The organism is Bacillus sp. DTU_2020_1000418_1_SI_GHA_SEK_038 (genome assembly GCF_032341175.1).
In the GTDB taxonomy this organism is placed as follows: Bacteria; Bacillota; Bacilli; order Bacillales; family Cytobacillaceae; genus Cytobacillus.
In genome coordinates this window covers 1,582,409-1,604,804 of the sequence record NZ_CP135435.1, presented here as the reverse complement: position 1 = coordinate 1,604,804, position 22,396 = coordinate 1,582,409, and the positions used below count along the sequence as shown (strand labels likewise).

Here is a 22,396-nt window from a genome sequence, read left to right as displayed (position 1 = left end):
CAAGGTATTATTTATTCTACTTACTTTTATTTTTCAAAAATCGTTCCTTTTTTGAAACTTGAGTCTTTAAATGCATACTTTGTGAGAAGATAGTAAGAGATACCCGCCATTACTAATCCGATTATCCATGCAAGTTCTACTAAAAGGAAGGCAGCGCCCGCACCGATAAACATTGCAATTAGCCCCGCTAGATTAAATCCAGCAAAAGAACCATTCTCTTTGTACAAATCTTCAAGATCTACCTTTTGTTTTCTTAGTATATAGTAGTCCACTAATAATATTGCAATAACAGGTCCTAAAAATGCGGAATATATTAGAATAAACATATTAAGACCTTTAGCTGAAGACTCCTGTATAAGCAACCAAGGAAATGCACCTAAAGCAAGCAACCCTGTTACAGTTACAGATGCTTTATATTTTAATTTTGTCAGCAATGTAATGACATAAGCTGGTGGAATAATGTTAGCAACCATATTTGTTGCAATAACCGCAACTACAATAAATGCAGATACAAATACTGAGATATAAGGATTATCGATTACTATCGGCAATGCTTGTGCAGGATTCGTTACGCCAGTAGCAGCAGCAAGCATTGCCCCAATTACAATAACAAAACCATATGATAAAGTAATTGGGATAAAGTATAATGATCCGCGTTTTGCATCACTCAAACCAGTTTTGAGCTCTCTAGAATAGTCTGCAGCACTTACAAAGATACCTGCATAGTTCCCTAAAAAGACCATAATGAGTCCAAAGAACGGCAAGCCCCATGAGCCTTTTGCCTGTACCCAGTTTTGGGCAATCTCAGTGCTATGAGATGAAATAAGAATTCCGAAAACATAAACAAGTGCTATCATAAATACAACCGATGCGACAGTCTCAACCCATTTAATTGCATGGAAACCGAACAATGAAAGGACAATTTGAATTAGTTGCAGAGCAATAAAGCAAACAACAACATTATCAAAAGTTCCACCCGTAACAATCTTCGCAATTTCATTTAATGCAGTTCCGCCAATCCAGCTTTGAATACCGTACCAAACAATGGCGGGTATCCCACGTAGAAGAGACGATATCACTGTTCCCTTTATCCCAAAGGACATTCTAAGTTGGACAACATATGGAATTCCTTCTCTATACCCAAGTCGATCATTCAATGCGAAAATTGTTGAAATGATCCCAATTGCGATGATAGCAGCTAAAATTGTTTGAAAAATATTTAATGTCGCAACACCCGCTACAATCACACTGGCCCCAAGCGTCATATTACCTAAATTAACGCCGTCACCAATCCACATAAAAATATAGTCTTTCGCGCTTACAGTTCTGCCCTTTTCAGTTTTCGGATATAAAGATTCATCCATCCCTGCGACACGTTCAATTTGCGTCTCTCTTTTATCGTAACTTTCAATTGTTGTAGACATATATCATACCCCTTTTTCTATTATGCCGACTTTAATAGCATAACTGTTTTGACCATTTCGTAAAGTTTAACCTAATTTCTGTAAAATTATTTTCAATTTCAAGTGATTACATCCGGAATGGTATTTCTCCCTTTTAAACAATAGCACTTTAATTAGTCAAATAATTTTAGTTCCGTAAATAGAACATTAAGTTAACCAATTTTATCCCCTCGGAAACGTTTTCGTTGTTAACAATACTCATTATACATAGCTTTTTTATGAAGGTCTTTATGTCAATTAAACAAAATAAACAAGCAGCCGCTATTAACAGTGCATAAATGATTTTACAATAACATTCGTTCTGTACAACCATTTGTATACTTTGAACAAATGGTCAGTTAATTTTATTTCCATATCTTAATAAATCAAGGATTTTAAATGCAGAAACGGTTTGTATATGTTGAACGATAAAAAACTGAATAATTAAAAAGTAAAATACAAAATAAAAAGGAGTAATATTTAAAGTAAACAATCACTCCTTTTTATCATTCTTTTTTAAGAACTCATTATTTATTTGCTAATCTTGGTGTGAGATTTGCAGCTTTCTATACTTCTAATAAATATTTTAGGCAAAGTTCATTTGGTTTTATAATATGGGATGCTATTTACAAAGGAAAAGACCACTCCCGAATAAGTGGTTTCAGACTGTAGACAAACTCGATAAAATCATAATTTCTTTTATGTTTAAATCAAGAAAAGTCAAAAAAACCCATCATTATCTCAAATGATGAGTTTCGCCATTTTCTATTAAGCTGTACCTAATACAACACCAAGCTCTTTCAAATACTGTCTGTAAGCAATACTCATACGGTCACAGATAAGGGAAAGTTCAACTTGAAGATCAAGTGGAAGTTCCTCCGGTTTTTGGTTTTCTACTATCGGTTTATCTTGAGCAAAAATTTCATTTTGAAACTTGACTATTTCTTCATCGGTTAAACCAGTTTCGTAATCAAAGGAAAGGATTCCATAAGCTACGGATTCATTTTCATTAACTGGTCTGACAGTTAGAACAATTGTCATTTCCGTGTTATTTTCATGGTCTCTTTTTGTAAATTTGACCGTTAAAGGGCGCATAATTTCATATGTGTAGTATACATATTTCGGTTTTCCAGATCCATCCGGATCAGGCTGATAGATGGGAATTTCATCGGTATAGATTCTGCCATTTTCTTTATGAACAGAGTAATTTTGAATCACACGATGGCTTGCTGCGCCAAGATATCCCTCATGAAGGACAGCTAAATGTCCTACATCGAGAAAGTTTTCGATGATTCGCGGCGGCTTAGCTTGTACCCCCTGCGGTCCCCAAATCACGTTTTGGAAAGCAATGCTTTCCATTTCTTCATATCGAAAAAATTCCGGGTTATTATTCGCTAAATTCACCCAAATAAATCCGTATTTTTCCATGCAGGCATATGATTCAGCTTTTGCTTTTTTTGGGATTGTTCTTCCTTCAGGCAGTTGTGGAATCCTCACACATTCACCATCGTGGTTATATTCCCAGCCATGGTAAGGACATACAATACAATCATTTTTCACCTCGCCAAGCGACAAAGCCGCCCCCCTATGGATACATAAATCTCTAAAAGCATGGACCCCTTCACTATTTCTAAAAATGGCTAAGCGTTCTCCCATCAGAATAATCTGAATCGGCTTTTCCTTTACATCTTCAGAACGGCATGCCACGATCCAGTCCTCCAGCAAAACTTTATCTTGAATCATTCTATCTCCCCCTAATATGTAATTATTACAATGGTTTTCGTTCAGTTCGTAATTGGTATGCCTATCCTTTTAAAAATTGCAGTTACAATTTTACCTAAAGAAGATTTTCACAGTATTCCAGATTGGGCGAACAATATTTTATCTTCTGGGATCACAGTTGGAGCAATGGCTACAGTTAGCCTAAATTTAAATATTCCAAATGAAAAGAGAAAATACACGATCGATCCGATCCAGTAAAGGAGATTACTAATAAGTAATAGTTTAGAGATAATGAAATAGGTTAGGATTTTTTGAGAGATCAATTATTCAACAGATTTGATCTCTCTTTTTTCAGTTCTTAATTATTATTATTATTATTATTATTATGAGAATATGGCAAGTATTCAGTAAAAATTATAAATATCAAATTTTATTTTAAATATTCTAAAATTTTAAGTTAATAGCGTATTTAATTTAAACAAGCTGAATAGCTTAATAACACAATATTTTAAGGGGGACACCGAATGGACAAAAAACCAGAAAATGGGATTATTATCGGTGTAGATGATAGGATTGGCTATGGCAAAGCCTTTGTCCTTGGTTTACAGCATGTTTTGGCAATGGATTTGTATATTGCTCCTATTATTATCGCGGGACTTCTTGCCTTAAGTACAGAAAATACCTCTTTCTTCATTCAAATGTGTTTTCTTGGAACAGGCATTGCCACATTAATTCAGACTGGTGCAGGAATTAAGCTGCCAGTTGTACAGGGGCCTTCATATGTGCCTATTGGAGCCATTGCCGCAATCGGCGGGAAACTAGGGCTTGGTGCTATCGCAGGAAGTTTAATTCCTGGGGCAATCATTATTGCAGTGATCGGATATCCATTAAAATGGTTTGCAAAAGCTGTTAGAAAGTTTATTCCGCCTCTTGTTGGCGGGACAGTTATCATTATTGTAGGAATTGCTTTAATGCCTATTGGCCTTAATAACATTTATCATTCACCAGGGAACATCGGGGAAAACATTCTTGTCGCGGCAGTTTCCGCGGGAGTTTTGATTATTTGCATGCTTCTTGGCCCCAGGTTAAAAGGTATAGGAACATTTTTTCGTTTAGTTTCTGTCATTATAGCCATTGCTGTCGGAACGATGACTGCAAGTTTATTTGGCAGTGTTGATTTTTCACCTGTTAGGGATGCAAGCTGGTTCTCATTTCCATCCCTCCTTCCCTTTGGAAGTCCTGTATTTGATGTAAGCGCCATCATAACGATGGTATTCGTCTATTTAATTATTTTAATTGAAACAACTGGAACATGGTTTGTCGTTTCAACGGTTACGGGGAAAGAGCTTGATGAAAAGCGATTAAATAGGGCTTCTTTTGGTGAAGGTCTTGGCTGCTTTGTTGGTGCATTAGTTGGTAGTACACCAATGACTGGCTACTCTTCTAATGCCGGGCTTCTGGCAATCACTGGTGTTGCGAGCAGATTAGTAATCATGGCTAGTGGCGTGATTTTAATTTGTTTAGGTCTCGTACCAAAACTTTCCACAGCAATCACTTGCATACCGGAGCCTGTCATAAACGGGGTTTTTGGAATTGTTTGTGTTGCGATTGTTGCAAATGGCATAAAGGTGATACAGCCAATTATAATTGATGACCGCAACATGATCATCATCGGAATACCTATCTTATTAACAATAGCTGTTTCAATCCTGCCTAAAGAGGTTCTATATAGTACTCCTGATTGGGCAAATTATATTTTATCTTCTGGGATTACAGTAGGGGCCTTAGCTACTGTCATTTTAAATTTGGTCATCCCTCCAAGAAAAGAAAAACCGGAAGAAGAACCTGTTGCGGAAGACTCTGTTTAGGAATTAAAATTAATAGGCTAATCACACCATGGATTAGCCTATTTTCATTGTTAAGAAATTATATCTTAAGCCGTAAAGAATGCAATAATCCAAGTGCAGCCAAACGGTCCGCATAGGAAAATGCTGCTTTTGCATATTGACGAAGAATGCTGAAGGATTTTGTATTTACTCACAGCAAGCCAAACCGGCCATGATTGTATTCATTTCACCTGTAACGATTTCTCTGGCTCCCTCCTTATTCGAAAAAGAACGATAAAAACAGTCAGCTTGATCCGGTTCAAAGATGATGATTATTATAGGTGTTTCTAGGTAATATTCTAGAAAAAAGCAGCAATAGCCGCTGCAAAAGTTCCAACCTACAATAATAAATGTGCAGTAAATGTGCAAGTTCAAAAATAATAATCAAACATAGAAAAAGACCGCCTCCGAAGAGACGGTCTTTTTTATGGAAACCCTTTATTTCGAAGGGCTTCTACGGGTTTGGCACCCAATGATCTGAGAGGGATTTGAACCCCCGACCCCTACCCTGTCAAAATCAATTCATAAAAAATATGGATAAAAATAGATTAACTGAGTTAATTAAATGTTGTTAAATCAACGTTTGTTGAGTAAGTTAATAAATCTAGATAAATTATTTTCAATTATATAAATTAAGTATGTGCAATAAATGGGCAATCCTGTTATAAGGGAAATTATTAGTGAAAATTAGAATGACTCTAATTTTCCATAAAAGAGTATTTTTAGATTTATGGTAAAATTAACCTATAAATGAATCAAAGATAGGAGGTACTAATGAGTGAGCTTTTAGGGTAAGGCATATTGATATGTCTGAAGAAACAGAGGTAAGGATAGCGGGATGAAAAAAACGAAATTAATTAACAAAATAATTTTTCTAGTACTGTTTGTTTTTTATATGTATGCATTAATCAAATTCCGGCTGGTCTGCCATCCTGAAAGATACTAGTTTGGTAACGAAGGTGAATTTCTTAAAAGGTCATGGTACTGCTAGGCTCTTTGCCATGGATTTTTTACCATCCTTAATATTTCTCCATCTAACCCTCCCCAATTCTTTCACATTTACCCCAGGCTTGTGAATTTGGATTGGCTTCTTTATGAGAACTTGTTATTTATATTACCTATGACTGTTGTTGTGAAAGCAAAAATAAAAAAAAGTCACCATTAATAAACTTTGATTACTAAAACTTACGAATTCTTTTTTAGTAAATAACCGAAGGAGCCATTTATCTATATAGTTCCTGCGGTTTCGGTTTTAAAGCTTTTAGCAAAATAGAAATCTCTACATTACATTATCCCTCTTTAACTTTAACTCTTTTACCTTCTGATATTGCTCCTTTGGCCACCATGCACCACAATCGTCTGATACAATACAGGAAGCACATTTTTCCAAGTCATAGACAATCATATTGGTAATAGGGGGTGAATAGAGATGAATAGTAACCAAGTGTGTCTGATTGGAAGCCTTCATCTTGTGAATTCCTCTTTTAGGAGCATAATAGCATTTTCCTTCATGATGATATTCATGAAACCATTCGGAAGGAAGGCCATTCTCATCTAGCTCATACACTGAATTTAGAGAGGTACCGGAGAGAACCTGAATCCAGCCTTGAGATTGACCATGATCGTGAGGGGCACATTCCAATTGCGACCAATTCATAACAAGTAGCTCCACTTCTTCACTTTTATACAGAAGCCTTCGATTATATGGGAATTGATCGGCAGGTTCTGGCAATGAGGAGAAATGAGCAAGGCTCATGTCTAGCTGTAATAAGGCATCTCTTAATTCTTCCTTTGTTGGACTTTTTAAGGAATCTAATATTTTCTTTGCTTTAGTCGTCAAAGGCATACAGAATCCCCCCTATTTTTATGTTAGTTCTTGTTGCCCCTCCATGCTTTACATCACTTTTTAAAAAATAACCAATGCCTGAAGAGGTTGAAAAACCAGGGAATAAGCTGTCCATTCACAATAAGGACTCCTACTATAATTATGATTCCTCCAGCAACACTTATGAATAAAATTTCCTCCTGTAACAGCAAAATGGCAGCAATAAAGGTGGCAACGGGCTCCAAATAGATAAACATCGAGACCTTCGAAGCGTCTAAAACCTCATGTGCCTTTCCCCAATACCAATAGCCAGTGCCAGATACAAAAATGCCTAGAAACAATAAGTGACCCCATTCTGCAGGGGATAATAAAGGGAGCAGTTCCCAGACTTTGTTGCGGATAAGAAACGGCGTTGTGAGAAGAAGGCCAAATATACTTATGTAGAATGTTACTAAAAGGGATGGATAGGGTATCTTTAGGCTTTTTAGCAGAATTGAATATATCGCCCAATTTAACGTGCTTAATAAGATTAGGAAAAATCCAATATTCATTGAAAGCTGAAATCCCTGCCCACCCTTTCCTGTTGTAACGAGCAAAACGCCAATAATGGCAAGGATCATTCCAGCTGCTTTCGTAAAACTCATCTTTTCATGTAAAAAAATAATGGAGAGTATAACTGAGAAAACGGGGGAAAACGAAATAAGCCAACCTGCAGAAGATGCATCAATTGTTATTAGGGCCGTAGCTTGAAGTACTTGATGAATAAATATCCCAAGTATACCTAGGACGATTAAATGTGGAATATAGTGAATAGAGACCAATACGCGTTGGCGCTGAATGATTAAAATCATCAATAAAAATAGAGCTCCTATTCCAAAACGAAGGGCAATGATGGAAAAGGGATCTAGTTTTGGGAGTATAACTTTCGTGGACACAAAGGAGATGCCCCAGAAGCTAATCGCAATTAAGGCATATATCGAAGCAATTAATTTTGTTTTAAAGGTCATTGTGATCATCCTTTCGGCAGGAGTCTTTTTACTTCATTTTATGCTTGTCCTTTCAGAAAATGAGTAGTTCTTATAGTGGGGTAGGAAGAGCAGGTTCACAATAAAGGTCACTCAAATTTTGGGTAGCTCCCTGTGTAGTAAAGTTTTAAATCCAAAAATTGTTGCTGATAGATTAGGACATAGTCGAGTTCAAGTTACACTGGATTTCTATTCACCGTTAGTCCCGAATTACAAAGAAAAAGTGCTGAAAAGTTTGAAAAAGCTTATTTAGATAAATTATAATAATAAATGTGCAGTAAATGTGCAATTTACAAAAAATAATAATCAAACATAGAAAAAGACCGCCTCCGAAGAGACGGTCTTTTTTACGGAAACCCTTTGTTTCGAAGGGCTTCTACGGGTTTGGCACCCAATGATCTGAGAGGGATTTGAACCCCCGACCCCTACCCTGTCAAGGTAGTGTTCTCCCGCTGAACTATCAGATCGTTTAATAAGTATATATTCAATTATATATATTTTAGAAGAAAAGTCAATCAATTTTTCACTCTATCTTTATACTATTTCATCTATCATCTATAATTTTACAAACAAAATAAAAGGGAAGCACCCTATTCCAGGATCTTCCCTTTTACATTATGCCGTTTGTGGATTTGATGTATTCCCACGCTTAAATATAAATTGAAGAGCGATTACAACAATAAATAATCCTAGTCCAACAAGATCAGTATATCCGTTTGGATCGATAAGTAATAGACCTCCTGCCAATGCAAGAATTCTTTCATACCATACAAGCTTTCTGAACCAATAGCCGATTACTCCTGCACCAATTGCAGTCATACCTGCTATTGCAGTAGCAACTACCCATATTAAGTTATACCAGGTGGTATCAATCATTAATAATTCAGGCGAGAGCACGAACATATACGGTATAATGAAGGCCGCAATGGCAAGCTTCGCCGAGCTGACACCAGTCTTTATTGGATCTCCTCCAGAGACGCCTGCGGCTGCAAATGCTGCTAAGGCAACTGGCGGGGTGATATCAGCAATAATTCCAAAATAGAACACGAATAAATGCGCTGGGAGATCTGGAACACCTAATAAAATAATGGCAGGTGCTGCAATGGTTGATGTAATAACATAGTTTGCTGTTGTAGGCGAACCCATTCCCAGAACAAGTGCGGCAATCATTGTTAGCATTAAGGTAGGGATAATAGCTCCCCCAGCTAGATCTAACAGCCCGTTTGCAAGCTTTAACCCTAATCCTGTTTTCGTAACTACCCCTACAATAATACCGGCTGCAGCAGTAGCGGATGCAACACCAAGTGCAGTACGCGCCCCATCAACAAGTGCATCAATTGCATCCTTTAGAGTGATTCGTGTTTCCTTACGGATGGCACTCACGGCAACTGTAATAACAATCGACCATAGAGCAGCACGGATTACACTCATACCGCTCATTAATAGGACAATTACCCCAAGAATTGGGAGTAATAAGTAAATTTTGCTTAAAACCTCTTTACGGTTTGGCATTTCTTCATCTTTTAAACCTTTTAGTCCTACTCGCTTTGCTTCAAAGTGAGTCATAATCCAAATACCTGTGAAATATAACAAGGCAGGGATGGCTGCTGCTTTCGCAATATCCCAATAAGAGATTCCACCAATAAACTCAACCATTAAGAAAGCAGCCGCACCCATAACTGGAGGCATTAGCTGCCCGCCTGTCGAAGCCGCAGCCTCAACCCCGCCAGCAAATTCTTTCTTATATCCAAGCTTTTTCATCATCGGAATCGTAAAAGAACCTGAAGTAACAACGTTGGCAACTGAGCTTCCACTAATAGTCCCTTGTAATGCACTAGAGAAAATGGCCACTTTCGCAGGCCCGCCAATTCTTTTTCCTGCAATGGAAAGTGCTAAATCATTAAAATACTGACCTACCCCTGTTTTCACAAGGAATGATCCGAAGAGCAGAAATAAGAAAATAAAGGTAGCGGATACTCCTAATGGTGTTCCAAGTATACCTTCTGTTGTAAAAAACATCGTTTGAACAAGCCTCTTTATGTCTAAACCACGGTGTGCGAGAAACCCTGGCATATGTGGTCCATAAAGAGCATAAAGCAAGAACAGCGTTGCAATAATAGTGATTGGCAACCCAACCGCACGGCGGGTAGCTTCAAGAACGAGAATAATTGCTAATAATCCGATATAAAAGTCTAAGTCAGTTAAACGACCTACTCTCATGACTAGTTCATCAATCATTAGTGGCCAGTATGCACCAACTGCAACTGACGCAAGCGCCAAAATATAATCATACCATGCAGGCTTATGCTTTTTTCCTTTATCTTTCTTTCTTGCTGGGAATAATAAGAATATAAGAGCCAAGGCAAATCCTAAGTGAATCGAACGCTGAAGCTGTGCCGTTAAAACGCCAAAAACCCCTGTATAAAGTTGAAATAAAGAGAAGGATAGCAATCCAATAAAGACGATCCAGCCGATCCATCCCTTTAGCTTTCTTGTGCCAGCTTCCGGGTCATATTTTTCTAAAAGTTCCTGCTGTTTTTCCTGAGATAACGTTTCATGTTGACTCAAGGATGTTCACTCCTTTCAATAGCTGTAGCATATTCAATCTTTCAATCTTTATGCGAACCCAAGTTCCGGGCTCAATGTAATTTGATAGAGGATATTCTTTGTTTTTATAAATAACCGTATGATTTGCCCTAACCTGTCCGACTCGAAGATCGAAGGAAGGAAAAACACGATTCATATTTTTTAAGTAATATTTTCCATCCTTTTGTTCAAATATTTCACCATCGGAAGCGTTCTCGGGCATGCCGATTGAAAATTCCTCATACATTAATTCATATTGCATAATTTGATCAGTAGCAGTCTTTTGATAGCTTTCTACCACATCGGTTAAATGGATAGAATGTGTATATTTGATTTGAAACTTTTCTTCCTTTGAAAAAGGGATGTAGGCAAGCAATCTACCAGTATCTTGATACTCAAAAACCAATCCTTGCCTAAATGGAATGAATAACAATATTGCGATGGATGTTAAGATGAGGAACAGCACGATAGCTGACTTTCTTTTTCCCATATTGATCCCGCCTGAAAACGAAGCTATTTGTTTATATAAAAACGCCAATTCCCCAAAAAGATAATTTGACCGGCAGTAATACCTTGTTATTAGGTTTTACTACCGGCCAATTACTTAATTATTGAGCTTTAACGCCTTTTTCATCGAAGTATTTTTGTGCACCTGGGTGAACATCAATTCCAACTCCATTTAGAGCGTTTTCAACCTTAATTAATTTCCCTTTAGCGTGAGTAACTTTGTCTAAGTTTTCGAAAATAGCTTTCGTAATATCGTAAACTACTTCTTCAGAAAGATCATTTGAAGCAACAAGCATTGCTTGAACAGCAACAGTTAATACAGGCTCAGCTAACTTGTATGTGCCAGCTGGAATTTCTTCTTTTGCATAGTATGGGTATTTCGCAATAATCGCATCAACTTTATCTTGAGCGATTGGAACAATCACTACATCTTCAGTTGCAGATAGTCCTTCAACAGCTCCAGTTGGAGTTCCGGCTGTAACGAAAGCTGCATCAATAGTTCCGTCTTGGATTCCAGCAGTTGACTCATCAAAAGATAGGTCTTGCTTTTTGATATCATCAAATGTAAGTCCATGGACTTCAAGAATTTGCTCAGCATTTGCAGCAGTACCTGAACCAGGAGCACCTACAGATACTTTTTTACCTTTTAAGTCTTCAACTGATTTAATACCAGATTTTGCAGTAGTAACAATTTGGATTGTTTCTGGGTAAAGTGTACCAATTGCACTTACATTATCAATTTTTTCGCCTTCAAACATTAACTTTCCTTCTTTAGCATAAGAAGCAATGTCAGTTTGCGTAAACGCGATTTCAGCGTCACCGGCCTTTAACGTTGTCATATTTTCAGCTGATGCACCTGAAGTTTCAGCATTTGTTGAAATGCCAGTAGCGTCAGTCACAATATTAGCAAACGATCCGCCAAGCGGGAAGTATGTACCACCTGTTCCACCTGTTAGAATACTAATAAACTCTGGCTTTTCAGCTGTTTCGGTACCGCTATCTCCTCCAGCGTTGCCTCCATCAGTCTTTTCACCCTCATCTTCCTTCGCTCCGCCGCCACAAGCTGCTAGAAACATAGAAAGCGTTAACAATAACACTGTCATTAAAAGAAAACTTTTCTTTTTCATATTTTATCCCCCTTTTATTTTCAGTTTTCAGATTATATAATAACACAATGCTTAACATAATTGTCAATAATCCATAACAATAACTTTTTTTTACCTAAAAAAATACTAATTTCCATTATCTTCAGTAATAAAAAACGAACCATTATCAATCGATTTAATTGAGATTTATGTAAAATTAATTTTTGGCATGGAATTTAAAAATGAATCCATATTATAACTTACATACCAACTGTTGAAAAAAATATTTTTCTTAATAGATTTCCGAAAAATTTTCTATCAAGAGAGTATTGAAAAAAGCATTTACTACTATCATGTGTTAAAATATCATGAAAATTATTGATATACATTTATGGAGGAGTCAGTGATGAGTCATACTAGAGGAACAATAAAAGATATTACCTTTGCAAGTAAAGAGCTGGGAGAGGATATCCAGCTTTTAGTCTATTTTCCTGCTTCATTCTCACCATTATACAAATATTCGATCGTAATTGCTCAAGATGGACGTGATTATTTTCAATTAGGGAGAATTGGCAGGACTGCAGACCAGTTGCTGGAAAATAAGGAGATTGAAAATATTATCATTGTGGGCATTCCTTATAAAAATGTAGAGGATCGAAGAAGAAAATATCATCCGAGCGGGGAACAGCATCAGGCATATATCCGCTTTCTTGCACATGAGCTCGTTCCGTTTCTTGATGCCGAATTCCCAACGTATCAGATGGGGATGGGCCGTGCACTAATTGGTGATTCCCTGGCAGCAACTGTTTCTCTCATGGCAGCTATTCAATATCCTCATACTTTTGGAAAAGTGATTTTACAATCCCCCATGGTCAATGATGATGTTATAAATGCCGTTAAAGACGTTAAAGAGCCTCATCTCCTTCATATCTATCACGTTATCGGGAAAGATGAAACAGAAGTTAAGACAACAACAAATGAAATTGAAAACTTCTTAAGACCGAACCGTGAATTATCAAAATTATTTAACGAACTGAAGTTTCCTTATTTTTATGAAGAATTTGACGGAAATCACACGTGGACCCATTGGCAGCCAAATCTAAAAAAAGCATTGAAAAAAATGTTTTCCTAATTCTTTTCAAGATTAATTAGTTTTTCTAATGTTAAGTACTTTGTTTATTAAAAATTTGTTATAATAATATAAATATTTTATTTTTCACAATATTTTATTATATAACACATTAAAATCTGTATATGGAGGTAATATGATGAAATTAGGTATTGTTATTTTTCCATCAAAAAAACTTCAGGACTTTGCAAATTCATACCGAAAAAGGTATGACCCGAATTATTCCTTAATTCCTCCTCACATTACGCTAAAATCAGCATTCAATGTACCAGAAGAAGATATGGAGCAACTTACTGTTTCATTGAATGAGATTTCTAACAACTATCAGCCTTTTAACATTCAAACGACAAAATTTAGTTCATTTAAACCTGTTAACAATGCCATCTATTTAAAAATAGAAGGATCTGATGAACTGAAAGAGCTTCAAAAGGAAATAAATGAGAAAATTAATATCGAAAATTCCGAATATGCTTTTGTCCCTCATATTACAGTTGGGCAAAAACTCTCTAATGATGAACATTCAGATGTATATGGCACGCTAAGAATGAACCAATTTAATTACGAGGACAGCGTTGACCGTTTTCACCTGTTGTATCAGCTAGAAAACGGCTCATGGACTGTATATGAAACATTTCGCCTTGGAAGGGAATAGAAAGCTAATATGATTGTAAAAGTCGTAGGAAATCATCAAGAATTACAGGATGCATTATCTGTTCGCAAAACTGTTTTTGTTCAAGAACAACAGGTACCAGAAGAAGAAGAAATCGATCAGTATGATGACACCGCCATACATTTTGTTCAATATGACGGAGAAACTCCAATAGGTGCAGGCAGATTTCGAATAATTGATGGAATTGGGAAAGTGGAAAGAATTTGCGTCCTAAAAGACAAACGGAAAACCGGCGCGGGAAAAATGATCATGCTGAAAATTGAAGAGTATGCAAAAGAGCACGACATTCCTTCATTAAAGCTTAATGCACAAACTCATGCTATCCCTTTTTACAGTGGGTTAGGCTATGATATTATCTCTGAAGAGTTTTTAGATGCTGGCATCCCCCACCGGACAATGAAAAAAAATATATAAAAAAACTTCTGTCGCCTCGACAGAAGTTTTTTCGTGAGATCAGCTAACATTAGGCAAAATCACTGTAAAGAAGTCCCTTCCCTGTAATTTCTCCATACAGTCTATCCATTTTTTGATGTGATACTTTCTGATTCATTCTTGACATTTTTTTGTTAGTTTGGGTAAGAGTTGGCTCTTGTGGATGTTGTCGCTCTGGAGGGTTAATTGAAGGCTTTATTCGTTTTATAGGCACGAATCGATAAGGGTCATACCTTTTGATCACCTCTCTCTCTGCATATTGGCTATACTGATAATGGTTGACAGGAATGATATACCCCATTTTTTCCTCCTTTTCGTAACAAACAGTTTTTATAGAATTACGAGATTAGATATCTATTTATGACCATCTTCTTAAAAAACTTTCGTTGGCATATGCTTTTTTGTTATGATAGAGTTTGTCTAATCAAAGGCAAAGTTGAGGATTACTAGATGAAAACAGCGAAGTTTAATAATGCAATCATTCATATTAATCAAATAAACCGAGAATTATACCAATCCATTTATGAAAATGGCAAAAAGGGAAAACTGCATTGTCCAGCCTGTGGTAAACCTGTTCGGTTCTACATAGGGATTGAAAAGGATCCTTACTTTTATCATATACATAAGGAAGACAAGAAGTGTGAGGATCCCCCAAACCTTCTTATCTCAAAGACAAAAGAACAGCCAGAATATAAAGAACAAAATGGATTTAGAATTCCAAAATCCCGATCTGTAACGGCGGAAAATTCACCTGGAAACACATATAAAAAAGCGCAGACATTGAAAATACAAACTCCATTTATTCCAGCCAAACGAGATGAAATGAATGAGTCCTTTCAGTATTTAAATGATTTAAAAGAAGCTGGTGTCGTGCTTGATCTTAATCAGGCGAAGGCTGTTTCTCGTGTCAATGGCCCCCTACTTGTTCTAGCTGGTGCGGGCAGCGGTAAAACAAGAGTATTAACAGCAAGAACGGCATTTATGATTAGTGAGCATAAAATTGACCCAAGATCAATTTTGCTTGTTACTTTTACAGCAAAAGCTGCTTCAGAGATGAAGAAAAGGCTCATCACCTATCCAAATATCGATGAAAAGAAAAGTCAGCAGATTGTTTCTGGAACCTTTCATAGTCTTTTCTATCGGATATTAGTCTTTCATTCTCCACAAGAATGGTCTGCTGATAAACTTTTAAGCAAGGGCTGGCAGCGTGATCAACTCATTAAACAGGCTGGAAGGACCTTAAACTTAGATGAGAAGGAATTTGCCTTTGACCTCGCACTTCAGCAAATTAGCTTTTGGAAAAATTCCATCATTTCTCCTGACCAGATCAGACCTGAATCTGCCTGGGAGGAACAGGTTGCCCTTCTTTATCAGCTTTATGAGCAAGAGAAAAAGAAGAATGAATGGTTTGATTTCGATGATATGCTACTGGGATGTTATACATTATTCCAAAATGAGCCTGATATTCTAGCCAAGTACCAAAAGCGTTTTCAATACTTTCTAATTGATGAATTTCAAGACATTAATAAAATTCAATATGAATTAATAAAAATGATGTCTGCCCTAACTCAAAATGTATGTGCAGTCGGGGATGATGACCAATCTATATATGCTTTTCGAGGCAGCACCCCCCAATACCTGCTAGATTTTGAAAAAGACTTTTCTACAGCAGAAATCGTCATATTAAGTCAAAATTACCGTTCTTCACATGAAATTGTATCTACTGCAAATGAAGTAATTAAGCAAAATAAAAATCGCCATGCGAAGAACATGCAAGCTCAAGCATCTGGCACAAATCTGCCAGTTGTTTTCTACCCTTATGATGAAGAAGAAGAAGCAACGGCAATTGTTACTGATATACAGGAAAAAATGGCAGAAGGCTTTCAGCCAAATGACATCGTTGTATTATTTCGTACAAATACCGGAAGCCGTGCCATTTTCGAACGATTGACTAACTCTAGCCTGCCTTTCAGGATTGAGATGGACGCGGAGTCGTTTTATGACCGTTTTATCGTGAAAAGTATACTGAGCTTTTTACAACTGTCTATTAATGAAGATCATCAGGATGCGATAAAGAATATTCTTCCCGCTCTTTTCGTCAAGCAAGCAGCGATGAAAGATTTGATCGCAGAAAGTATTTTAAAGGATTGCTCCTTGCTTGAATGCCTGAAATATATAAAAACAGGCTTTTCTTTTCAAGAGAATAAATTGAGAAAGAGTGTAAAAGTGATCCAGTCTTTATCAAAAATGTCACCTGTTTCAGCTATTGAAGTCATTGAAAAGGAGCTTGGGTTCCAAGATTTTGTTAAAAATCGGGGCAGTGACGGCAACAAGATGGAGAAAGGCTCTGATGACCTTAAAGATCTTAAAGTTGCGGCAAGGAACTTTACTTCAATTGAAGATTTATTAAATCATGCAGATCATATGCGGGCTATGAATAAGGAAATGAAGGCTTTCAGCAAAAAAAATCAAAATGCCATTTCATTGAGCACGATTCACCGAGCAAAAGGTCTTGAATATAAAGTCGTTTATCTATTAGGAGTTGTTGATGGGAATCTGCCTCATGATTATGCATTAGAAGCATTTCGAAATGGAGATTCTTCAACGATTGAGGAGGAGCGTCGGCTGCTGTATGTAGCAATTACAAGAGCAATGGAATACCTGTACATCTCAATTCCAGATAAAAGACGCGGAAAACAAGCCTCTCCTTCAAGATTCCTTTCCGGTATCCCAAGGCAAACAATGGCTATGAAGGAATTTACACTTCAATAGAAGAGGCTGTCCAGTAAGGTGAATGGCACCTTTGCTTTGGACAGCCTCCTTTCTCTACTTTTTGTTAATCATTTGTGAAATTGTACCAAAATCAAGCTGTTTGCCATCTGCTACAATTGACTGTACAATTTTGTCCTCAGTTTCTTTATTTACTGGCTTATTTGCAATTTGTGATACTCTTCGAATGACACTCCTTACTGTTTTTTCATCTTTAAAATTTGCATTTTGTAACGAATTAGCTAAATCAAATACATCCTTCATATTAACGCCAGTTTTCTTTTCAATATTTTTAAAGAAATTATTATCCATTGTAAGATCACGCCCTTTCATAAACTACTTTATATAGTATGAAGTTGGGCGTAAAACGTGAAAAAAAACAGGCAAATGTAAATCACCTACCTGTTTTTTTGCCGTGAATTGTTAGAAGCTGCAACCAACAATAATTAACAAAATAAACAACACAACAATCAAGACGAAATTTGAACGGAAGCCGCCACCGTAGCCGTAGCCGCCATAGCCACACCCTCCGAAACCGAAGCCCATATCCTTACACCTCACTTTATTTAGTCTTTAACACAATATGAAATATGATGATAAGGTGTGTAGGCAAGCTCCTATATTTGTCTTATGATTTTAAGAAGTAATAGTAATGGATTTTTTATCCTTTTGGTTTAAAGATAAGGGCGCCGATAAATCCGAATACGATAGCAGCAGAGATTCCTGAGCTCGTGACCTCAAACATCCCTGTTAATACTCCGACCAGGCCGTGTTTTTCCGCTTCATTCAACGCACCATGGACGAGGGAGTTCCCAAAGCTCGTTATAGGAATTGTAGCTCCGGCACCAGCAAAATCAATTAATGGCTCATAAAGACCAAGACCATCCAGAATAGCTCCAATCACAACAAGAAGGCTTAATGTATGTCCCGGTGTTAATTTAGCAACATCAAATAATAATTGGCCAATCACACAAATCATACCTCCAACGACAAAAGCCCAAAAGAACATTGGCAGCATTAGTTTATCCCTCCTTCACTCGTTATCCATTTCGATTGAAACCGCATGAGCAATGCAGGGAATCGTCTCGTTTTGCTGAAAGGTTAATGGTGACAAAAGTGCACCAGTAGCCACTACTAGAATTCTCCTATATTTACCCTGTTTCATTTGATTCAGCAAATGTCCATAAAGAACAGTTGCTGAACAACCTGCTCCGCTTCCCCCGGAATTGACAGGCTGATCCTCTTTATAAATAATTAATCCGCAATCTTGGAATTTATCCCGCTCAATTTTTAAGCCTGCATTCGTCAATAGCTCATATGCCGCACTCTGCCCAATTTGACCTAAATCCCCTGTTACTATCAAATCGTAGTATGATGGATCTAATTGTAAATCCTTGAAATGTGCTTTTATGGTTTCTGCTGCGGCTGGTGCCATCGCTCCCCCCATATTAAATGGATCAGTAATTCCCATATCAACTACCTTTCCAATAGTTGCAGAAGTTGTATAGGGAAGTTTCTCATTACCTTCATTTACTTTTACAAGGGCCATGCCTGCACCTGTAATTGTCCATTGAGCTGTTGGGGGCTTCTGTCCGCCATATTCAGTCGGATATCTGAATTGTCTTTCAGCAGCCGCATTATGGCTTGCTGCACCTGTAAGTATATATTTGGCACCTTGATTATTTATTATAAATGAGGCAAGTGCTAAACCCTCCATGGAAGTAGAACAAGCCCCGAATATGCCGAAGTACGGAATTTGATTCGTTCTTGCACTAAAGCTAGTTGGGGTAATTTGGTTAATTAAATCTCCCGCAATATAAAAGTGAACATCATCATCTTGCAGATTGCCTTTTTTTAAGGCTGCTTCGCAGGCTTCTTCAATCAATACTCGGTGCGCCTTTTCATATGAATCCTGCCCCATCCACAAATCATCGTGGAGAACATCGAAATCATTTGCAAGTTTTCCATTTGCTTCAAATGGACCCCCTGATACACCGGTTGCGGCAATAATAGGACGATTATGGAATACCCAAGATTGCTTTCCTTTAAGCATTACAAAACACCCCAGTAAATTAAAATCGTTTTGATTGAAGCTACAACAAAGGCTGAAAATACACCGAATAAAATGACCGAACCCGCTAGCTTAAACATGTTTCCCCCGACACCAAGGACGAACCCTTCTGTTTTGTGTTCAATCGCTGCAGAAATAACTGCATTTCCAAAGCCTGTTACAGGTACTGCAGTTCCCGCTCCACCGTATTGGGCAATATGATCGTAAACACCGAAACCTGTAAAAAGCATAGAAAGGAATACCATCGTGGCAACAGTTGGATTTCCAGCCGTTTGCTCTGTAAAGTTGAAAAAATATATATAGAAATACGTAATGGCCTGTCCAATTGCACAAATTACCCCGCCAACCCAGAAGGCTCTAAGGCAGTTTTTTAAGATCGGGCGTTTAAGCTCATGCTTTTGCTGCAATGTTTGATATTTTTGTTGCTCGGGTGTAAGTTTCTTCTGGTCCTTTCCCATCTTATTCTCCTTTCTATGCCATTTCTTGTTTAAGCTTAATTATTTCTTGCAACTTTTGATTTGCTTTTTTATCTGAGAAATCAGGGTCTTTCATCCTTTCATTTAGCTTTACAGCTTCAAGAAAAATTTTATAATCACTGGAGACCGTAAAATTCTCATCCTTATATTTTTTCTCCAGCATATCCGACATTCTCTTTTCGATCCTTTTCATTTGAAAACGGTACATATGCTTTACCTTATAGGCAACTAGAGTATCTTCCTTTCCTTTTACGACCGCAACATCATATAATTCTTTCATAGAACTGATGTCTTGTTTGATGCTTTCCACTAAATCAAGCTTCTCTTTCGTATTGCTTTCAAGTAATGCCGGACTAGGATTCGTTGTCTTTAGTAACGCCAGCTCACTCTTATTTGTCTCTTCACTCCCTAAACCACAGCCTGCTATTCCGGCAGACAATATGAAAATGATAATGCATAATTTTGTCCTCATAAATCTTCCCTTCCTTACTCGTCCGTTATCAGAAGCAGCTCCATAAATCAATTTCGCATAGATTTTTATCGAGCTGGCTCGATAACTTCTCTAAAAAATCTGATGCATCCGCCTTTCTTCATTTATTGTCCTCGATTCATAGAAAAAATATGAATTGGCGAACCACCAAATTATGTAAATAAAAAAACATGGTTCAGTTGTAATTAAAAAACAGCCGGAATTTCCGACTGTTTATTACTACTTTGTTTTCTTCATTTTCTGTCCGCATCCACAACCTTTTTTCTTCTTTGTTGATTGATTAGCCTGATTCTTAATTGGTTGAGAACTTTTTTTATACATATTGCCATTCACTCCTTACCTGAGTTTTTATCTCTAAATTTCACGCATAAACTTCCTTTTTCTACATTTGGCTAGCAATTACTTTTCCCCTTCATATAATGTATGAGCAACATTGTTGCTTGTGTAAATCAGCGGCCTATATTCGTTAGTCATTCAGCCATTTTTGTACAATTGTTTCAAAAATCGCAGCCAGCCCTGCCACTGCAAGAATAATAAGGATAGGAACAGCTATTTCTAAAAAGTAAATATACAAAACACACACTACTATAGATGTCCAAACACCTGTACACCAATAGCAGCTTAGTAATTGACCTAGAAATCCGCGAATGCCGCCTTTTTTCGGTGTAATATAAATATCAATTTCTCCAGCTTCGTTCTTCTCCTCAAGCTCTTCAAAAAAAGGCCTTCTCAAGAATTCTGTTATTTTATCAAAGACCAATAACCTAGTTAGTCTAAAGCTTGCCAGGGCTAGTATCAGTAATTCCATTAGGGATAATTCCAAGCTATTTACACCCTTTCGTAAAAAAATTGCCTATTTTTTAATAAAACAAGGCGTTTGTCCGTAACCCATAGGGCACTTCAGCAATATGTTATTAGTGTAGTATCACAAGAATCAAATAAGGAGGAAACTAAAATGAGTTGTGGAAAAAAAGACGACTTCAAACACAATAACTGTGTATGCGAAGTAGTCCGTGCGATAAAAGATATTCAAGAAAATGCAGAAGAAGTATGCGAATGCCCATCCAACTGCTTTCTAGAACCGCTTGGAGCAATCTCTCCTTCGTCAAAGGGAAGACCAATGCGCGCGGATACACGCGTAATCGTTTTAAGTACAGCAGACGGAACTCCATTCCATGCATTTTTCACCGGTAACAGAAATAGAAACGGGAGAGATGGGAGAGACGGGAAAGACAATAAAGATAATGCATGCGTATCGATTTTCTTCCGCGTTGAAGATGTATTTGACAACTGCTGTGCAGTTCTTCGTGTTTTAGAACCAATTAAGATGGAAAACAGAGGAGATAGAGATCAGCAAGGGCAAAACCAAATGCAAAACGTTAAAACTGTGAACTTAGTAAAAGACTGCTGCATTGATTTATCAAAAGTTTGCGATGTAGACAATTTCCGCAGTACTAATGACTGTATTACAGTTGATTTAAAATGCTTCTGCGCTGTACAATGTATCGCCGATGTAGATTTAAGAGTTTGTCAATAAAATGATACAAAAAAGGAGCCAGTCGTTTTTATGCGGCTGGCTATTTTTTATTTTATTTTATTTTATTTTATTTTCTTAAACCTGACATTCGTATTTCTTTTAATGTTTGAATTTCAATGGATTTCGTTTTCCCATCGAACATTTTAATTTCAATGGTTTCCTCTGCTTTTCCGACAAGTATTCCTCTCCATGATTCTTTCTCTGTTTCAAAAATACAAGGAACAGGCGGTAATTGCTTTGGAAAATCAATTAAATAATTTAATCTCTCGATCGTGTTCATATCTTTAAAGCTTTTTAGCCTTTTAAAAGATGGGCCTGGCTTCCTTTTAATATGGGATGCAAAGGGAGAATCACCTTCTTTATTGCTATTTTCAGCCTCAAAATTTTCAATTATTTCTTGAACCTTTTTTTCACTATCCTTGCCTGCCAAAGCTGCATCTTTCAACTTACTCTCAACTTGTTCGCTTAGTGTCTTTTCCTCCTTCAATTCATGTTCTTTCTGATCTTTTCCTTTTGGATGAGCAGAGTGATCTTTCTTTTGCTTTTCAGCTTTTTTACTTGAGAAAATTTCCTGCATATTCGCTTGTGGGATTTTTATTCCAGGCTGTGTTATATGAAAAAATGGTTCTTTTTCTTTCTTTTTGGGCATATTTATCCACCTCCACATACAAATGGGTTCATCCTATATGTATGCAAAGTAAGGGATTTCGTTTCCTATATGAAGAATATTCTCTAACAGATAAT

The 22,396-nt window shown here is 37.0% G+C and carries 22 protein-coding genes, 1 tRNA gene and 1 pseudogene; 7 read left to right on the top strand and 17 right to left on the bottom strand.

Annotated features, from left to right (window positions below; genetic code table 11):
- Positions 1 to 26: 26 nt before the first annotated feature.
- Positions 27 to 1,424 carry an NCS1 family transporter gene (locus RRV45_RS07965; protein WP_315668284.1) on the bottom strand — a complete coding sequence of 466 codons (1,398 nt, stop codon included), beginning with the start codon at positions 1,422 to 1,424 and terminating at the stop codon, positions 27 to 29.
- Between the two features lie 786 nt (positions 1,425 to 2,210).
- Positions 2,211 to 3,185, bottom strand: a complete 975-nt coding sequence (locus tag RRV45_RS07960; protein WP_315668283.1) for an aromatic ring-hydroxylating dioxygenase subunit alpha — start codon at positions 3,183 to 3,185, stop codon at positions 2,211 to 2,213.
- A 30-nt stretch (positions 3,186 to 3,215) separates the two neighbouring features.
- Here RRV45_RS07960 and RRV45_RS07955 point away from each other — a divergent pair, with 30 nt between their 5' ends.
- Both RRV45_RS07955 and RRV45_RS07950 read left to right on the top strand, forming a co-directional pair.
- On the top strand, positions 3,216 to 3,422 hold the full coding sequence (locus tag RRV45_RS07955; RefSeq protein ID WP_315668282.1) for a hypothetical protein: 207 nt from the start codon (positions 3,216 to 3,218) through the stop codon (positions 3,420 to 3,422).
- A gap of 266 nt (positions 3,423 to 3,688) precedes the next feature.
- Positions 3,689 to 5,032, top strand: a complete 1,344-nt coding sequence (locus RRV45_RS07950; protein ID WP_315668281.1) for a uracil-xanthine permease family protein — start codon at positions 3,689 to 3,691, stop codon at positions 5,030 to 5,032.
- A gap of 1,297 nt (positions 5,033 to 6,329) precedes the next feature.
- Here RRV45_RS07950 and RRV45_RS07945 read toward each other — a convergent pair.
- The 6 genes from RRV45_RS07945 to RRV45_RS07920 all read right to left on the bottom strand — a co-directional run bounded on the left by RRV45_RS07945 (position 6,330) and on the right by RRV45_RS07920 (position 12,120).
- Positions 6,330 to 6,896 (bottom strand): cysteine dioxygenase, encoded by a 567-nt coding sequence (locus RRV45_RS07945; protein ID WP_315668280.1) that lies wholly within the window; start codon positions 6,894 to 6,896, stop codon positions 6,330 to 6,332.
- Positions 6,897 to 6,949: 53 nt separating this feature from the next.
- Complete coding sequence (locus RRV45_RS07940) at positions 6,950 to 7,882, bottom strand: DMT family transporter (protein WP_315668279.1); 933 nt, start codon at positions 7,880 to 7,882, stop codon at positions 6,950 to 6,952.
- A gap of 413 nt (positions 7,883 to 8,295) precedes the next feature.
- Positions 8,296 to 8,367 (bottom strand) — tRNA-Val (locus RRV45_RS07935).
- A 148-nt stretch (positions 8,368 to 8,515) separates the two neighbouring features.
- Positions 8,516 to 10,468 (bottom strand): TRAP transporter permease, encoded by a 1,953-nt coding sequence (locus RRV45_RS07930; RefSeq protein ID WP_315668278.1) that lies wholly within the window; start codon positions 10,466 to 10,468, stop codon positions 8,516 to 8,518.
- Positions 10,455 to 10,976, bottom strand: coding sequence for a DUF1850 domain-containing protein (locus tag RRV45_RS07925; RefSeq protein ID WP_315668277.1), 522 nt, complete (start codon positions 10,974 to 10,976; stop codon positions 10,455 to 10,457). Before RRV45_RS07925 ends, RRV45_RS07930 begins: the two co-directional genes overlap by 14 nt.
- A gap of 118 nt (positions 10,977 to 11,094) precedes the next feature.
- Positions 11,095 to 12,120: a TAXI family TRAP transporter solute-binding subunit gene (locus RRV45_RS07920; RefSeq protein WP_315668276.1), complete on the bottom strand. Its 1,026-nt coding sequence runs from the start codon at positions 12,118 to 12,120 to the stop codon at positions 11,095 to 11,097.
- 364 nt (positions 12,121 to 12,484) lie between these two features.
- On the opposite strand from RRV45_RS07920, the gene RRV45_RS07915 reads away from it, so the two are divergent.
- The 3 genes from RRV45_RS07915 (at position 12,485) to RRV45_RS07905 (ending at position 14,291) form a co-directional block, all read left to right on the top strand.
- A complete protein-coding gene (locus tag RRV45_RS07915; RefSeq protein WP_315668275.1) occupies positions 12,485 to 13,210 on the top strand; it encodes an alpha/beta hydrolase in 726 nt (241 codons plus the stop codon).
- Positions 13,211 to 13,346: 136 nt separating this feature from the next.
- Positions 13,347 to 13,859, top strand: a complete 513-nt coding sequence (locus RRV45_RS07910; protein WP_315668964.1) for a YjcG family protein — start codon at positions 13,347 to 13,349, stop codon at positions 13,857 to 13,859.
- 9 nt (positions 13,860 to 13,868) lie between these two features.
- On the top strand, positions 13,869 to 14,291 hold the full coding sequence (locus RRV45_RS07905; RefSeq protein WP_315668274.1) for a GNAT family N-acetyltransferase: 423 nt from the start codon (positions 13,869 to 13,871) through the stop codon (positions 14,289 to 14,291).
- Positions 14,292 to 14,340: 49 nt separating this feature from the next.
- Here the strand turns inward: RRV45_RS07905 and RRV45_RS07900 are convergent, their stop codons facing one another.
- Positions 14,341 to 14,610 (bottom strand): hypothetical protein, encoded by a 270-nt coding sequence (locus tag RRV45_RS07900; protein ID WP_315668273.1) that lies wholly within the window; start codon positions 14,608 to 14,610, stop codon positions 14,341 to 14,343.
- 149 nt (positions 14,611 to 14,759) lie between these two features.
- Between RRV45_RS07900 and RRV45_RS07895 the strand changes: the two genes are divergently transcribed.
- Positions 14,760 to 17,081, top strand: coding sequence for a UvrD-helicase domain-containing protein (locus RRV45_RS07895; RefSeq protein WP_315668272.1), 2,322 nt, complete (start codon positions 14,760 to 14,762; stop codon positions 17,079 to 17,081).
- Between the two features lie 54 nt (positions 17,082 to 17,135).
- Here RRV45_RS07895 and RRV45_RS07890 read toward each other — a convergent pair whose 3' ends face one another.
- The 7 genes and pseudogenes from RRV45_RS07890 to RRV45_RS07860 all read right to left on the bottom strand — a co-directional run bounded on the left by RRV45_RS07890 (position 17,136) and on the right by RRV45_RS07860 (position 20,923).
- Positions 17,136 to 17,390 (bottom strand): stage VI sporulation protein F, encoded by a 255-nt coding sequence (locus tag RRV45_RS07890; protein ID WP_315668271.1) that lies wholly within the window; start codon positions 17,388 to 17,390, stop codon positions 17,136 to 17,138.
- 111 nt (positions 17,391 to 17,501) lie between these two features.
- Positions 17,502 to 17,588: pseudogene (locus tag RRV45_RS07885) on the bottom strand (YjcZ family sporulation protein); the annotation flags it as partial.
- 151 nt (positions 17,589 to 17,739) lie between these two features.
- A complete protein-coding gene (gene spoVAE / locus RRV45_RS07880) occupies positions 17,740 to 18,096 on the bottom strand; it encodes a stage V sporulation protein AE (protein ID WP_315668270.1) in 357 nt (118 codons plus the stop codon).
- A gap of 15 nt (positions 18,097 to 18,111) precedes the next feature.
- Positions 18,112 to 19,131 carry a stage V sporulation protein AD gene (spoVAD, locus tag RRV45_RS07875; RefSeq protein ID WP_315668269.1) on the bottom strand — a complete coding sequence of 340 codons (1,020 nt, stop codon included), beginning with the start codon at positions 19,129 to 19,131 and terminating at the stop codon, positions 18,112 to 18,114.
- Positions 19,131 to 19,607: a stage V sporulation protein AC gene (spoVAC, locus tag RRV45_RS07870; protein WP_315668268.1), complete on the bottom strand. Its 477-nt coding sequence runs from the start codon at positions 19,605 to 19,607 to the stop codon at positions 19,131 to 19,133. Before spoVAC ends, spoVAD begins: the two co-directional genes overlap by 1 nt.
- Positions 19,608 to 19,620: 13 nt before the next feature.
- A complete protein-coding gene (locus RRV45_RS07865; protein WP_315668267.1) occupies positions 19,621 to 20,097 on the bottom strand; it encodes a sporulation protein in 477 nt (158 codons plus the stop codon).
- Positions 20,098 to 20,581: 484 nt separating this feature from the next.
- Positions 20,582 to 20,923 (bottom strand): DUF1360 domain-containing protein, encoded by a 342-nt coding sequence (locus RRV45_RS07860; RefSeq protein WP_315668266.1) that lies wholly within the window; start codon positions 20,921 to 20,923, stop codon positions 20,582 to 20,584.
- A gap of 147 nt (positions 20,924 to 21,070) precedes the next feature.
- Here RRV45_RS07860 and RRV45_RS07855 point away from each other — a divergent pair, with 147 nt between their 5' ends.
- Entirely contained in the window at positions 21,071 to 21,652 is a 582-nt protein-coding gene (locus tag RRV45_RS07855; RefSeq protein WP_315668265.1) for a CotY/CotZ family spore coat protein, read from the top strand.
- Positions 21,653 to 21,719: 67 nt separating this feature from the next.
- Here RRV45_RS07855 and RRV45_RS07850 read toward each other — a convergent pair whose 3' ends face one another.
- Entirely contained in the window at positions 21,720 to 22,301 is a 582-nt protein-coding gene (locus RRV45_RS07850; RefSeq protein ID WP_315668264.1) for a CotO family spore coat protein, read from the bottom strand.
- Positions 22,302 to 22,396: the final 95 nt, after the last annotated feature.